The organism is Staphylococcus sp. LKG3-1, assembly GCF_048568385.1.
Lineage (GTDB): Bacteria > Bacillota > Bacilli > Staphylococcales > Staphylococcaceae > Staphylococcus > Staphylococcus saprophyticus.
This window is the reverse complement of sequence record NZ_CP183796.1, coordinates 1,654,903-1,668,832: the sequence shown is the minus strand read 5'-3', so window position 1 is coordinate 1,668,832 and position 13,930 is coordinate 1,654,903. Positions and strand designations below refer to the sequence as shown.

Below are 13,930 nucleotides of genomic sequence, written 5' to 3'. Positions count from 1 at the left end.
TTAAATGAGTTTAGAAATTCTGTCAGCTGACAAAGTTCAAATAAAGGAACAGGTTGATAATTGGGAACAAGGCATTGCTTTAGCTGCGCAACCATTATTAAACCAAGATTACTTTGAACAAAGTTATATTACATCAATGATTGACAGTGTAAAGAAATTAGGACCGTACATTGTTATTGCGCCAGAAATCGCAATTGCACATGCGAGACCCAATGATGAAGTAAACAAGATAGGACTGAGTTTACTGAAATTAAATCAACACATTAATTTTTCAGAAGAAGGTCACTATGCGTCACTTATATTTGTACTTAGTGCAGTAGACAATGAAGGACATCTTGAGATCCTAAGGCATTTGGCAACAACGCTAGGGGATCAAGAAGTGGTCAATCAATTATTGAAAGCACAAGAAGTTAAGGACATATTAAATATATTTAAAGGAGAATGATGAAAATGAAAATCTTAGTTGTATGTGGTCACGGGTTAGGTAGTAGCTTTATGGTAGAAATGAATGCTCAGGAAGCTTTGAAAAATTTAAATGCACCATCTGATATAAAAGTAGAACACAGCGATGTAATGAGTGCAAGCCCTGATATGGCAGACTTATTCATTTGTGGGAGAGATTTAGAAGAAAATACTAAAAATTTAGGCGACGTCATTGTATTAGATAATATTTTAGATAAAGAAGAACTTCAAAATAAATTAAGTGAAAAATTAAGTGAGTTGAATCTTTTATAAATAACGCCTAAGGAGGTAATAAAATGAAACCGATTTTAGACTTTATCGTTGATATTTTAAGCCAACCTGCAATACTAGTTGCTTTAATCGCATTTATAGGATTGATCATGCAGAAAAAATCAGCAACAGATATCACTTCAGGTACGATCAAAACGATACTGGGATTTTTAGTATTAAGTGCTGGGGCGAATGTAGTAACGCAATCACTTGAACCATTTGGGAAAATATTTCAACACGCGTTTGGCGTGCAAGGTGTCGTGCCCAACAATGAAGCAATTATTTCAATAGCATTGGAACAGTATGGAACAATAGCTGCATTAATTATGGTGTTTGGCATGATAGTTAATATCATCATAGCGCGTATTACTAATTTGAAATATATATTTTTAACGGGTCATCATACATTTTATATGGCTGCTTTTTTAGCTATATTATTATCAGTCGGTCATATTACTGGAACGCTAACTGTTGTCATCGGTGCGATTATTTTGGGGCTGATTATGGCGATACTACCTGCATTAGCGCATCCAACAATGAAAAAAATAACGGGTAATAACCAAGTTGCTTTAGGACACTTTGGTACGATAAGTTATTGGGCAGCAGGTGAAGTAGGAAAGCTATTTAAAGGTAAATCAAAATCAACAGAAGAAATTAATTTCCCAAAAGGGTTAAGTTTTTTAAGAGAAAGTACGATTAGTATTTCGTTAACGATGACCTTATTATATTTTGTAGCTGCACTGTTTGCAGGGCCACACTATGTACATAGTGAAATTAGTAACGGTCAGAACTTTATTGTATTTTCTCTCATACAAGGTGTCACGTTCGCTGCGGGTGTGTTTATCATTTTGACAGGGGTACGTTTAATCTTAGCTGAAATTGTGCCAGCATTTAAAGGTATTTCAGAAAAACTCGTACCCAATACGAAACCTGCATTAGACTGTCCGATTGTCTTCCCATATGCACAAAATGCTGTACTCATTGGATTTTTTGTTAGCTTTATTGTAGGCGTCATTGGCATGTTTGTCTTATTCTTATTCGGAGGAGTGGTTATACTTCCTGGCGTTGTCGCTCACTTCTTCCTCGGTGCTACCGCAGGCGTCTTTGGTAATGCAAGAGGTGGTATTAAAGGTGCTGTAGCTGGCTCCGCATTGAATGGTATCTTAATCACGCTCTTACCATTGTTATTCTTACCATTTTTAGGAGACTTAGGGGGCGCGGCAACAACATTCTCAGATACGGATTTCTTAGTCGTAGGTATTGTTTTTGGTAATGTTGCGAAGTTCCTTGGATTAATCGGTATCATTATTTTAGTGATCGTTGTAGCTGCATTCGCCATTATTTTACAAAAAAGAACAGTTGCTAAAGAAGTAAAAGAGCAATAAATAACAACACAATCACTTCAAAATGAAATAGATTAAGCGCCCAATGCAGTAATAGTTGCTTTGGGCGCTTATTTTGTCATCATTTAATGCCAATGCAATAGTAATGGGCCTTGTTCACCCCATAGTGGGTCTGTTTCAGGTAATGGCACATTTTCGATATTCATGATATCTTGCGTTCTGTTATTTTTATCTCCAGTACAAATGTCGAAAGACTGACCGTTAGGATATGCACCCATTACGATAAAGTCATGACTGGCATTTAATAATTTGTGCCCAGTACCAGCCGGTAATATCAGCACATCGCCAGCTGTGACGTTAATTGTTGAACCATTGCGCCCGCCAATAAGCAAGTTGGCCTCTCCTCTGATCGCTAAGAGTGTTTCATGCGCGTTACTGTGATAATGATGATACGAAAATACACCACCAGTCCAAGTATTGCCCCATTGATTAGAGGTAATGGTTTTTTCCAAATGTTCATGTGAACCTAATACATGGTGATAAATCAAAACAGGTAAGGTGGGATTATTCGGTATTGTCCCATCATCTATGAAACATAAAGTGGATACAGTGATGTCTGACATAGGTTTCATCTATTCATTCACCCCTTAATTATTATGATTTATAATATACGATTTGACTTGTGGTTGCTAATAAATTATGGTCCTGGCTCCATATTTCACCAGTTTGATCGAAATAGCCATTAAAGAATTTAAGTGAACGTGTATGTCCAAGTACTGAGCGGCTTCCGTTGGCTAAGAGTGTTTCTGCGTCGGCATGGAAATAAATTGTCAGTGAGATGGTGCCTATTGGGACGAGTTCTTTGCGACATACATAAATTCTTGGGAAAAAAGCATCACAAATTGCAGCTAGAGATAAAAAATCTAAGTCTCTGTTAGGGTTATCTCGTATCCATTGTAAGGTAATTGAATCAGGATAATCCGTTGTCGCTATTGCAAGTGGTGCGCCTTTAATCATTCTAATTTCATAATTTTATGCCCATGGCGGTGCACTATCTAAAGGTGTTGGTTCAATTTGATCTGGATTTGGAACGTCTGGAAAGGATAACTCTGTAGAAGACCATGTATCACGTCTGTTTGCTGTAACTGCAGTACCAGTAATTATGATTTGTTCATTTTGTGTAAGTTCAATATACCAATGTTGTGTTGAGCGATTGGTTCTGCTCGGTGTGGCAACGATTTTAAAGTCGCCATTCGCTACTGGGGCAGCATAGTTGATTGTTAATGAAATAGGATCTCCTAATCTTTCATCATGATCTAATACAGCACGTAATAATGTAGAAGCAATGACACCACCAAAAGGTCCAACCATATTGGCGTAAGACTCAGATGTTTGCCCACGATAAACACCTGAGGATTGTATTGTGAGTTCTGTCGCTTTATCAAAATTATGTTTAGATGACATTATCAATTCCTCCAATTATTTAAGCTCATGTAATGCTATACCCTATAATTAAAGCGTTTACATCATATTTTATTTAGAAATTTGAAGGATATTAAAAAAATTATCAATATGATATTGCTTTTTGGCATAGATACCAATGGTGCGCGAGGCGTTAGGTAATTGAATGTGTGTATAAATATCACTGTTAACTTTTTTCATATAGGATTGTGGGCAAATGGCCACACTATCACTTGTTGCAATAAAGTTCATGATAGACTCTCTATCTTTAACATAGGACAAATCCATTTGTTTTGGGTCAATTTGGTTCTTTTTAAAATCAAATGTATCACCTGGAGGTTCTAATAGATAAAAATGTTGTTGCTACAAATCATTCAAATTGATTGTTTCTGATTGAGCTAGAGGGTGATTTTTTGAAAATACTAGTTCGAATGGTTCGTCAAACCAATATTCATAGCAGATGCCTTCTTGAAGTTCTGTTTGTTCACCTATGACTAAATCAATGTCATCTTGCTGCAATTGAGCCAATAAGGCAGTAGCTGCATTAGAAAAAAATGGGTTTAGACATGCACTGATAGATGCAATCAATGCAGTTCAACGATAAGGCAAAGATAATTGGAATTTAAAGTGTAAGTAACCATAATGCATATGCTTATTGCAATAATGTACTATATCTGTAACCTGAAGCATCAATATAATGGTATGCATAATTAGTTTAGTGAGGTGCGTTTAGTAATGAATTTATTACCTTTCATTATGTATACTTTTTTGATAACAATGACTCCAGGTCCAACTAATATAGATATTTTGAATACGATTAGAAATAAAGGGTTGAAAGGTGGCATTCAATATACCTATGGTGCTATTACGGCATTCGTCTTTTTACTCATCATATCTACTGTTGTGAACATTTTTTTATCAGAAAAGATGCCTAGCTTTTTATTATTTATGAAATTAATCGGTAGTATCTATATGTTATATTTGATTTATACGCTTTTCAGAAAGCATAGCGAAAATAAAGTGGAAAATGATATTGGAACATTTTATTCAGGCTTTGCTTTACAATTTTTAAATCCCAAAGTGGTGACATTTACAATGACTGTCATTCCCACCTTTGTATTAGTGAATCAGCCGTCCACGCTAATGATTTCAATTTATGTTATTATGACTTCAATCATTGCGCTAATTTCATTTAGTTTTTGGATATTTTTTGGAACTTTGCTTAAGACTTTTATACAGAAACATGAAATGATTGTTAATATAACCATGGCACTATTTTTATTATATGCAGCTATTATAGTGTGGGTATGATGTTTAGGAAGTGTTTAGATGAATGAATTTAATTTTAAAAATGCAATTGGCATAACGGCCTTAGAGGTCAAAATGGATGATTTCACCTATAAAAAGCATTCACATCAAGAATATAGCATAGGTGTGACCTTAAAAGGCATTCAAGGATATCATTTAAAAGGAGAACGAAAACAGTCCTATCAAAATGGGGTTATGTTTTTTAATCCAGAAGAAAACCACGATGGTATGTCTAATGGTGTACAAGGCTTGGAGTATATCATGCTCTATATCAAACCAGAACAATTATTAGAAGCTACAAATCAAAAACATATGGTTCAATTTAAAGAGCCGATTGTTTATAATAACAAAATAGCACAAAACATATTGCAATTAGCTAATTCTATTTTTAATGGATCAGATGATGTAATTTGTTATGAACATTTTCAAAACCTTGTGGATGGTTTGAAAATAGATACTTATTATGATGAATTTAATGTTGATAATGTTAAATTAAAATTAGCAAAAGACATTATTAAAAATAATGTTTCAACTTCGTTTAAATTAGATTTCATCTGTAGCGAATTAAATTTATCAAAGTATCAATTTATAAGATTTTTTAAGCAACAAACAGGGATAACACCGTATCAGTACTATATAAATTATAAAGCTGAAGTTGCTAAGCATATCATAGAAAAGAGTAAAGATGTATATCTTGCTATAGCAGAATGTGCTTTCGTAGATTTAGCGCATTTAAATAAGGTATTTAAATATCGATATGGCGTAACAGCTTATCAATATATGTCAAAACTAAAATAATATTGCATTTATCGACTTAACTTTAAACAGCGCATGTCATCTCATAATAAAGATGACATGCGCTGTTGTATTTCAGATGTGTGATCTGTTTATATTATTTAAGCATTTCTTTATAGACTTTATGGTTTTGGTAGACGCATTTAAGTAATGGGGCGTCAATTTGGTACGTATCGGCTAAGTTTAATAAATAACCTTGTAAGTGATCTGTTTCAATATTTAATCCTTTTTCCATGTCACGTTGCATAGAAGTCTTAAAATGGTATGATAACTGATCAAATGATGTCATATATTGTGATACAATATCGTCTGCGAGTGGCGCTCGATGTGCACGCATTATCGAAGCGACTTCATTGTATAAAGAGCGAACGAAGTTAATGCCACCATCACTGTCTCGAATAGGACCAATAGGCGCATGCATTAATGTTGTGATACTGGATAACACAGTAATCATTAAATATTTGTGCCACATGCCTTGCTCGATTGAAGTGCTTAATTTGAATTCTGCCTTTGTTTCAGAAAATGCTTGTGCAATTTTTTGTGCGCGTTCACTTTTACTTCCATCTAGTTCTCCAAAAAAGAGTTTATCAAAAGGGCTTGTTTGTATGATTTCTCCCATACTATCTAATGTTGTTTCTATCACACAATAGCCACCCATAACTTTGTCTCTACCAAAGATAGATTGTAATTGTGGAATATGTGCGACACCGTTTAATAATGGAATGATGGCAGTATGACCATCGACAAATGGCTTCAAATCTGTCATGGCTTGCTCTAAATGATAGGATTTAGAAGAAAGTAAAATAACATCGAAAGGCGCTACGCGATCGTCTTTTGTAATGAGTTGAGGATTGAAATGATAATCTCCCTGCTCACTGTGGATGGCTAATCCATTTCTTTCTAAAAATGACTTGCGTTTGGGTCTTACTAAGAATGTCACGTTCTGTCCGCTTTCGGCTAATCTGCCTCCAAAATAGCCTCCGATACCGCCAGCACCTAATACTAATATACGCATTGAATACAACTCCTTATACGCTATGTGTGTTGATTTGTTAATTGATGTATATATACCACATTTGAGGGGCATATACGCATATGAAAATAATTTTCAAATAATTCAATAGATGTAGTTGTTACAATATATTTTATTTTTAAATATATGTTTGAAATCAATAAAGGTTGTGCAATGTAATAAGTGTTCACTAATTACAAACATGGAGGGGTTCCAATGTCGTTTAAAAATGATCATAAGTATCAGTGGAAAGATATACAAGGGAGAGATTTTCTACTACCGTTTATTTATTTGATAGGTAATTTTTGTTTATCTATAGTCATCTTAACAATCATTATCGGAATCAATGAAACGCAAGGGAAAAATAACGCTAACTTTAATGCTAACTTTTCAGGTACGCCAGGCATATTAATGGAAATGATTGCCTTTATAATTATATTCGCGTTATGGATTTTATTCCATAGACATTCATTTAGACAATCGTGGAAACAGGGGCTACAAAATATTAAGCAACACTGGAAACTCATTGTCATTACATTTATCGTTATTATAGTGTTTAAAGAAATTTATCCATATTTAGTAAATGCATTCGCACCAGAACATTGGAAATTTGAAGAAACACAAAATGACAAAATGGTGGAGGAAATGTTTGCTACGCCTGTATCAACCATATTAGCTTTTTTCTCAATTGTAATTATTGCACCAATGACAGAAGAATTTTTATTTAGACATTTAATTATTGGCGAATTAGGAAAGAAATTAAATTTCTATGTTATGTCTGTTATTTCAATTATTGTGTTTGCATCTTTACATGTAACAGAAGCTAAATCTCCATTAGAAATTGTGATGTATCTTGCCATAGCAGTTGGTATTGTATATGTATATATGAAATCGCAGCGTAGTTTAGCTGTAGCCATTGCGTTACATGCTTTGAATAATTTATTAGCGTATATTTTCATGATTATCATGTAATTTACATAATTCTTAGTGATATACCTGTCTTCTTTGTGAAGGACAGGTATATTTTATCGTGTTAGTGTTTAGAATTTTCTAAAAACTCATTGACTAATCTTGAGCATAATGCTAGGATTAAACCACTAAACATACATATGATTGACTCTTATCAAGAGTGGTGGAGGGATGTGCCCGATGAAACCCAGCAACCGTCGATTTTTCGAAATGGTGCTAAGTCACAAAAAGTTATTTAACTTTTGGAGATGAGAGAAAGTGCAAACTTTCTCTTGATTTATTAAGAGAAAGTTTTTTTATACATATAAGTACGTTGAAACAAATTTTTAAGGAGTGAAAGTATTATGAGAAAATGGTTTATTTTAGGTTCATTGTTTGTGTTAACGATTATACTAGCAGCATGTGGTAAATCGAATGGTGAAAAAGAGGATAAGGAAATTACGATTGCTGCTTCGCCAGCCCCCCATGGCGTCGTACTTGAACATGCAAAAGAAGAAATGAAAAAGAAAGGCTATGATTTAAAAATAAAAACAGTTAATGATTATAAGGTTCCTAATAAATTATTAGATAAAGGAGATGTTGATGCGAATGCATTTCAACATACACCGTATCTTAAAGCAGAAAAGAAAGACCATAATTATAAAATAGAAGAAGCCGGGAAAGTGTTCACGACACCGATGGGCGTTTATAGTAAAAAATATAAAGACATTAAAGATATCCCTAAAGGTTCTACCATTTATGTATCAAACAATCCTGCTGAAGAAGGTCGTTTCTTGTCATTCTTTGTTGATAAAGGCTTAATCAAAATTAAAAAAGGTGTCAGTATTGAAGATGCTAAGTTTGATGACATTGTAGAAAATAAAAAAGATTTGAAATTTAATAACAAGCAAGGTGCGGAATTCTTACCTAAAACTTATAATAGTAAAGAAGGCGCAGCAGTGATAATGAATTCTAATTATGCGATTGATAATGGTCTAACACCACATAAAGATGCAATTGCTATAGAAGGAAAATCATCACCATTTGCAAATATTGTTGCCGTACAAGAAGGACATAAAAACGATAAAAAATTCAAAGAACTTATGAAAGTTTTACAATCTAAAGAGATGAAGAAATTTATAACTGATAAATATGGACAAGATGTTATTCCGTATGAAAAATAAATAATCATGTAATATATAGATTGAAGAGGAAGGTGATTCGATTATGTCTAAGCTAGGTATTATTGGTTTAGGAAAAGTGGGTACGCAAGTACTTACAGATGTACAGCAACTGAATTTGTTTTCAGAGATTATTTTAATTGATGATAGAGCGGACGTGGCAAGTGGTGAAGCACTTGACCATAGTCACTCGCAAGGACTGATAAATACTGCACATATCAAGATTCGTAGCGGTGTCTATCAAGACTTAACGGATGCAGACTTTATCGTCATAGCTGCGAGTGAAGCAACCGATAAAAATAATGGTGACCGTACATTATTAGCGCAAGGAAATCACGGCATCATTAAGGGCATAATGTCCCAAATAGCTGAAGTGACGCAAGAGGCGGTTGTGATTCTGATATCTAATCCTGTAGATTCTATGGTTTACTTTGCAAATCAAATAGATTACCCAGCCCATAAAATTATTGGTACGGGTACGGCTCTAGAGACATCAAGATTTAAAACAATTATAGCCGATCATTATCAAATTGATCCAAATAATGTGGAAGCTTTTGTCATTGGGGAACATGGTCAACATGCAATCCCCGTATGGAGTAAAGTGCATATTCATGGTATGGAACTATCGGAATTTGAGGCATTAAGTGATCGTCCAGCAATTGATAAGTCACACATCTCGTCCATTATCAACGAAGTGTCGATGGATGTTTTTTATCAAAAAGGGTGGACCAACGCAGCGATATCAAAAGTGACATCATTTTTGATACAGTCCATTGCATTGGATCAGAGAACAATTACACCATTGACTTCCCTGAGTGCAGAATATGGCTTAGAAGATGGTGCATTTAGTTTACCAACATTAATAGATAAAAAGGGTATTGTTCAAAGATTTGCGATAACATTAGACAAAGAAGAAGAACGCCAACTTAAAGAAGCATATGAATATATTAGACAAACGATTCATACAGCACAACAATAGCGATTAAAACATTCAAACACGCATTCATTAGATATTTTCTTTTGAATGCGTGTTTTTTATATTTAAAATAAATGCTTATCCTGTTTATCAATCCGGTAATGGCTACAATATACTTAAATATAGCGATGAATAGAAGGTTGTAGGAAATTACACTGAGGTTAGGCTTCGGTTTGTGTGAGGTAAGTATTCTGAGACGTGTAAAAAAGGCAGGGCCATAGTGATATGGCCCTGCCTTTTTTATGAGTATGTGTGATGTCACACTTTAGCGTTACATCATAAACGTAGTAATATTGCATAAGAATCACTAAGGAAATTCGTAACATTAATTTCCAAGTGAAATTAATGAATACAAAAAAAATCTTTTGCATAAGAATCACTAAAGAAATTTCTAACATTAATTTCCAAGTGAAATTAAGGAATACAAAAGAAAATCTTTTGCATAAGAATCACTAAGGAAATTTCTAACATTAATTTCCAAGTGAAATTAAGGAATACAAAAGAAAATCTTTTGCATAAGAATCACTAAGGAAATTTTTAACATTAATTTCCAAGTGAAATTAAGGAATACAAAAGAAAATCTTTTGCATAAGAATCACTAAGGAAATTTTTAACATTAATTTCCAAGTGATTCTTTAAAACCGTTATCGAGATCAGCAATAATATCATTAATGTTTTCGGTACCTACAGACAATCTAACTAGTTCTGGTACTACGCCGGAAGCTTTTTGATCTTCTGGTGATAATTGTAAATGTGTAGTACTAGCTGGATGAATGATTAATGATTTTGAATCACCTACATTCGCTAAGTGGGAAAATAGATTTAAACCGTCAACAAATTTGGCGATATCGTCTACCGCACCATCTATGCCAAAGGTCAATATAGCACCTTGGCCATCAGGTAAATATTTTTGAGCGAGTTGATGATAAGCGTTATTTTCTAAACCTGGATAGTTGACCCAAGTTACTTTTGGATGTTGTTCTAAATATTGTGCGACACGTAAAGCATTTTCAGAGTGTCGTTCTAAGCGTAAGTGTAGTGTTTCTAAACCTATTAAGAATTCATGGACATTAAAGGGTGATACTGCAGAACCTAAATCACGTAACAACTGTACACGTGCTTTAGTAATATAGGCAGCTTCGCCAACATCTTTAGTATAAGAAATACCATGATAACTTTCATCGGGTTCTACTAAACCTGGGAATTTTCCATTATCCCAATTGAATTTTCCACTATCTACGATTACGCCACCAATGGAAGTACCATGGCCACCAATGAATTTAGTGGCTGAATGTACTATGATATCTGCTCCAAATTCAAAAGGACGCAATAAGTAAGGTGTTGGGAATGTGTTATCAACAATTAAAGGAATGTTATGATTGTGTGCGATATCGGCTACAGCTTCAATATCTAACACATCAATGCGTGGGTTCCCAATGGTTTCAGCATATACTGCTTTTGTTTTATCTGTTATTGCATTTTTGAAATTATCTGGATGACTAGGATCTACAAAATGGACTTTAATACCTAGTTTTTTAAAGGTGATATTTAAAAGGTTATAGGTACCTCCATATAAATTTGACGAAGCAACAATTTCATCGCCACTTTCTACAATATTTAAAAGTGCTAAATGTATGGCTGCTTGTCCAGAAGATGTAGCTAAAGCACCTACACCACCTTCTAATGCTGCAATCCGTTCTTCAAAAACATTTTGTGTAGGGTTCATAATTCTTGTATAAATATTGCCATCTTCCTCTAAAGCAAATAACTTTCTCGCATGTTCAGTATTATCAAAGACATAACTAGATGTCTGATAAATTGGTACAGCACGTGCTTTTGAAAAATCATCTACTACTTGCCCGCCATGAATAGCTAAAGTATCTAAATGCCAAGGGGTTTGAGTCATATGATAAAACCTCCATATAATTTCTAAATTTTCTGATAATTAAAACTATACAAGAGCTAATTGGCTATTTCAAGTATGCTTACTAAAAAAGTAGGAATTATATTATTATACTTTATTATCTTGAAAATGAAATGATTGCAAATAAGAACAAAAGGATTTATAATTCTTATCGGTATAGTAAGGTATTGTGGAGAGAAAGGCATTATGGAGGGAAATAATGATTGCTTTTGATTTAATTGGAAATACGCCATTAGTATTGTTGGAGTCATTTAGTAATAAAGATGTACAAATTTATGCCAAGTTAGAACAGTATAATCCTGGTGGTAGTGTGAAAGATCGATTGGGAAAACATTTAATCGAAACAGCAATAAGAGAGAATATAATCCAAAAAGGTGATGTCGTTGTAGAGGCGTCTGCAGGAAATACAGGGATTGGCGTTGCAATTGCTGCTAACCATTATGGCGTTAGTGCTGTGATTTTTGCACCTGAAGGTTTTTCTGAAGAAAAGATATCAATTATAAAAGCGTTAGGTGCTGAAGTCATCAGAACAGATCAAACTTTAGGCATGGCAGGTGCACAAAAGGCCGCACGTGATTATGAACTGCAAACTGGTGCGTATTATTTAAATCAATTCGAATCTTATCGCAATCCTGAGACCTATAAATCTACAATAGGAAAAGAAATAACAGATAAGCTTAAAGATATTGATTATTTTGTAGGTGGTGTTGGTTCAGGAGGGACTTTTGCTGGTGTTGCTGAACATTTAGCAGCATCATATCGTACCGAAAGTGTCATCGTAGAACCAGAAGGCTCTATTTTAAGTGGCGGTAATGCGCATAGTCATGATATTGAAGGAATCGGTTCAGAAAAATGGCCATCGTTTCTACCTAGAGCATTGGTGTCAGATATTATAAAAGTGAGTGATGACGCCGCTTTTCAAAATGTTAAATTATTAGCAAGACAAGAAGGTCTTTTAGTAGGTAGTTCTTCTGGAGCAGCATTGCAAGGCGCTCTAGAAATTAAAAAACATATTAATAAAGGTGTCATTGTAACCATTTTTCCAGATGGCAGTGATCGATATATGTCAAAACAAATTTTAAATTATAAGGAGACAATCAAATGAATAAAAAAACACAATTAATTCATGGTGGACAAACAACAGATCCGTATACAGGTGCAGTTACAACGCCAATCTATCAAACAAGTACGTATATGCAAGATGGTATTGGCGATATGAGACAGGGATATGAATATTCACGTTCGGCAAATCCAACACGTAGTGCTTTAGAGGGGTTGATTGCAGATTTAGAGCAAGGTGAAAGTGGTTTTGCATTTGGTTCAGGTATGGCAGCTATTTCAGCAGTTATTATGTTATTAGATAAAGGTGACCATTTACTCATCAATTCAGATGTGTATGGTGGTACTTATAGAGCTTTAACAAAAGTGTTTAATAGATTTGGTATTGATGCTGAGTTTATCGATACGACAAATATAGAAGTTGTTGAACAATATATTAAACCTGAAACGAAAATGTTATACATTGAAACGCCGTCTAATCCTTTATTACGTGTCACTGATATTAAAAAATCAGCAGAAATTGCTAAAAAGCATCATTTAATTTCGGTTGTCGATAATACATTTATGACACCATATTTCCAAAATCCATTAACATTGGGTATTGATATTGTCTTACATTCAGCAACAAAATATATTGGTGGTCATAGCGATGTTGTCGCTGGATTAGTAGCAACAAGTGACGCTGAATTAGCTGAACGTTTAGGATTTATTCAGAACTCAACTGGTGGCGTGCTTGGACCTCAAGATAGTTATTTATTGATTCGTGGCATAAAAACGCTTGGATTACGCATGGAACAGGTCCAACGTAATACGCTTGCTATCATTGATATGTTACAACAACATTCAGCAGTGAAACAGGTATTCCATCCAAGTATCTCAGATCATTTAAATCATGATATTCATGAAGCACAATCCGAGGGCCATACAGGTGTTGTCGCATTTGAAGTCGCTGACATAGAAAGTGCTAAAAAAGTAATCAGTGAATCACATTATTTCACTTTAGCTGAGAGTTTAGGTGCTGTTGAAAGTTTAATTTCAGTACCTGCATTAATGACACATGCTTCAATTCCTAAAGATATTCGTGAAAAAGAAGGCATCGCCGACGGATTAGTACGTTTATCAGTAGGTATTGAAGATACAAAAGATTTAGTCGAGGATCTAGAACAATCATTAAACGCATTAGATAAATAG

The 13,930-nt window shown here is 34.3% G+C and carries 17 protein-coding genes and 1 riboswitch; of the genes, 10 read left to right on the top strand and 7 right to left on the bottom strand.

The window, feature by feature from the left end; genetic code table 11:
* Positions 1-4 precede the first annotated feature (4 nt).
* The 3 genes from ACM595_RS08360 to ACM595_RS08350 are packed head-to-tail and all read left to right on the top strand — an operon-like array spanning position 5 to position 2,117.
* Positions 5-445 (top strand): PTS sugar transporter subunit IIA, encoded by a 441-nt coding sequence (locus tag ACM595_RS08360; RefSeq protein ID WP_002482192.1) that lies wholly within the window; start codon positions 5-7, stop codon positions 443-445.
* Between the two features lie 5 nt (positions 446-450).
* Positions 451-735 carry a PTS sugar transporter subunit IIB gene (locus ACM595_RS08355; RefSeq protein ID WP_037537550.1) on the top strand — a complete coding sequence of 95 codons (285 nt, stop codon included), beginning with the start codon at positions 451-453 and terminating at the stop codon, positions 733-735.
* A gap of 23 nt (positions 736-758) precedes the next feature.
* Positions 759-2,117 carry a PTS ascorbate transporter subunit IIC gene (locus ACM595_RS08350; protein ID WP_419744262.1) on the top strand — a complete coding sequence of 453 codons (1,359 nt, stop codon included), beginning with the start codon at positions 759-761 and terminating at the stop codon, positions 2,115-2,117.
* 83 nt (positions 2,118-2,200) lie between these two features.
* On the opposite strand, the gene ACM595_RS08345 is transcribed toward ACM595_RS08350, so the two are convergent.
* The 5 genes from ACM595_RS08345 to ACM595_RS08325 form a co-directional block, all read right to left on the bottom strand.
* Positions 2,201-2,707 (bottom strand): cupin domain-containing protein, encoded by a 507-nt coding sequence (locus ACM595_RS08345; RefSeq protein WP_181877796.1) that lies wholly within the window; start codon positions 2,705-2,707, stop codon positions 2,201-2,203.
* A 22-nt stretch (positions 2,708-2,729) separates the two neighbouring features.
* The gene (locus ACM595_RS08340; RefSeq protein WP_369078910.1) at positions 2,730-3,092 is read right to left on the bottom strand and encodes a hypothetical protein; all 363 of its coding nucleotides are present in this window, start codon (positions 3,090-3,092) and stop codon (positions 2,730-2,732) included.
* A gap of 15 nt (positions 3,093-3,107) precedes the next feature.
* Entirely contained in the window at positions 3,108-3,539 is a 432-nt protein-coding gene (locus ACM595_RS08335) for an acyl-CoA thioesterase (protein WP_419744261.1), read from the bottom strand.
* A gap of 69 nt (positions 3,540-3,608) precedes the next feature.
* Complete coding sequence (locus ACM595_RS08330) at positions 3,609-3,824, bottom strand: hypothetical protein (RefSeq protein ID WP_002482197.1); 216 nt, start codon at positions 3,822-3,824, stop codon at positions 3,609-3,611.
* Between the two features lie 75 nt (positions 3,825-3,899).
* Positions 3,900-4,124, bottom strand: coding sequence for a LysR family transcriptional regulator substrate-binding protein (locus ACM595_RS08325; RefSeq protein ID WP_069821635.1), 225 nt, complete (start codon positions 4,122-4,124; stop codon positions 3,900-3,902).
* Between the two features lie 147 nt (positions 4,125-4,271).
* Here ACM595_RS08325 and ACM595_RS08320 point away from each other — a divergent pair, with 147 nt between their 5' ends.
* Complete coding sequence (locus ACM595_RS08320; protein WP_115352825.1) at positions 4,272-4,847, top strand: LysE family translocator; 576 nt, start codon at positions 4,272-4,274, stop codon at positions 4,845-4,847.
* Between the two features lie 18 nt (positions 4,848-4,865).
* On the top strand, positions 4,866-5,642 hold the full coding sequence (locus ACM595_RS08315) for an AraC family transcriptional regulator (protein ID WP_069826126.1): 777 nt from the start codon (positions 4,866-4,868) through the stop codon (positions 5,640-5,642).
* Positions 5,643-5,736: 94 nt separating this feature from the next.
* Here ACM595_RS08315 and panE read toward each other — a convergent pair whose 3' ends face one another.
* Positions 5,737-6,654, bottom strand: coding sequence for a 2-dehydropantoate 2-reductase (gene panE / locus ACM595_RS08310; protein ID WP_069821375.1), 918 nt, complete (start codon positions 6,652-6,654; stop codon positions 5,737-5,739).
* A gap of 213 nt (positions 6,655-6,867) precedes the next feature.
* On the opposite strand from panE, the gene ACM595_RS08305 reads away from it, so the two are divergent.
* The 3 genes from ACM595_RS08305 to ACM595_RS08295 all read left to right on the top strand — a co-directional run bounded on the left by ACM595_RS08305 (position 6,868) and on the right by ACM595_RS08295 (position 9,759).
* Positions 6,868-7,623, top strand: a complete 756-nt coding sequence (locus ACM595_RS08305; RefSeq protein ID WP_194440829.1) for a CPBP family intramembrane glutamic endopeptidase — start codon at positions 6,868-6,870, stop codon at positions 7,621-7,623.
* A 145-nt stretch (positions 7,624-7,768) separates the two neighbouring features.
* A riboswitch (SAM riboswitch) is annotated at positions 7,769-7,875 on the top strand.
* An 89-nt stretch (positions 7,876-7,964) separates the two neighbouring features.
* Positions 7,965-8,783, top strand: coding sequence for a MetQ/NlpA family ABC transporter substrate-binding protein (locus ACM595_RS08300; RefSeq protein ID WP_011302237.1), 819 nt, complete (start codon positions 7,965-7,967; stop codon positions 8,781-8,783).
* Between the two features lie 43 nt (positions 8,784-8,826).
* Complete coding sequence (locus ACM595_RS08295; RefSeq protein ID WP_368912773.1) at positions 8,827-9,759, top strand: lactate/malate family dehydrogenase; 933 nt, start codon at positions 8,827-8,829, stop codon at positions 9,757-9,759.
* A gap of 613 nt (positions 9,760-10,372) precedes the next feature.
* Here ACM595_RS08295 and ACM595_RS08290 read toward each other — a convergent pair.
* On the bottom strand, positions 10,373-11,662 hold the full coding sequence (locus tag ACM595_RS08290) for a homocysteine synthase (protein WP_069821632.1): 1,290 nt from the start codon (positions 11,660-11,662) through the stop codon (positions 10,373-10,375).
* A gap of 217 nt (positions 11,663-11,879) precedes the next feature.
* On the opposite strand from ACM595_RS08290, the gene ACM595_RS08285 reads away from it, so the two are divergent.
* Positions 11,880-12,785, top strand: a complete 906-nt coding sequence (locus ACM595_RS08285; protein ID WP_069821631.1) for a PLP-dependent cysteine synthase family protein — start codon at positions 11,880-11,882, stop codon at positions 12,783-12,785.
* Positions 12,782-13,930, top strand: a complete 1,149-nt coding sequence (locus tag ACM595_RS08280; RefSeq protein ID WP_041079437.1) for a bifunctional cystathionine gamma-lyase/homocysteine desulfhydrase — start codon at positions 12,782-12,784, stop codon at positions 13,928-13,930. Before ACM595_RS08285 ends, ACM595_RS08280 begins: the two co-directional genes overlap by 4 nt.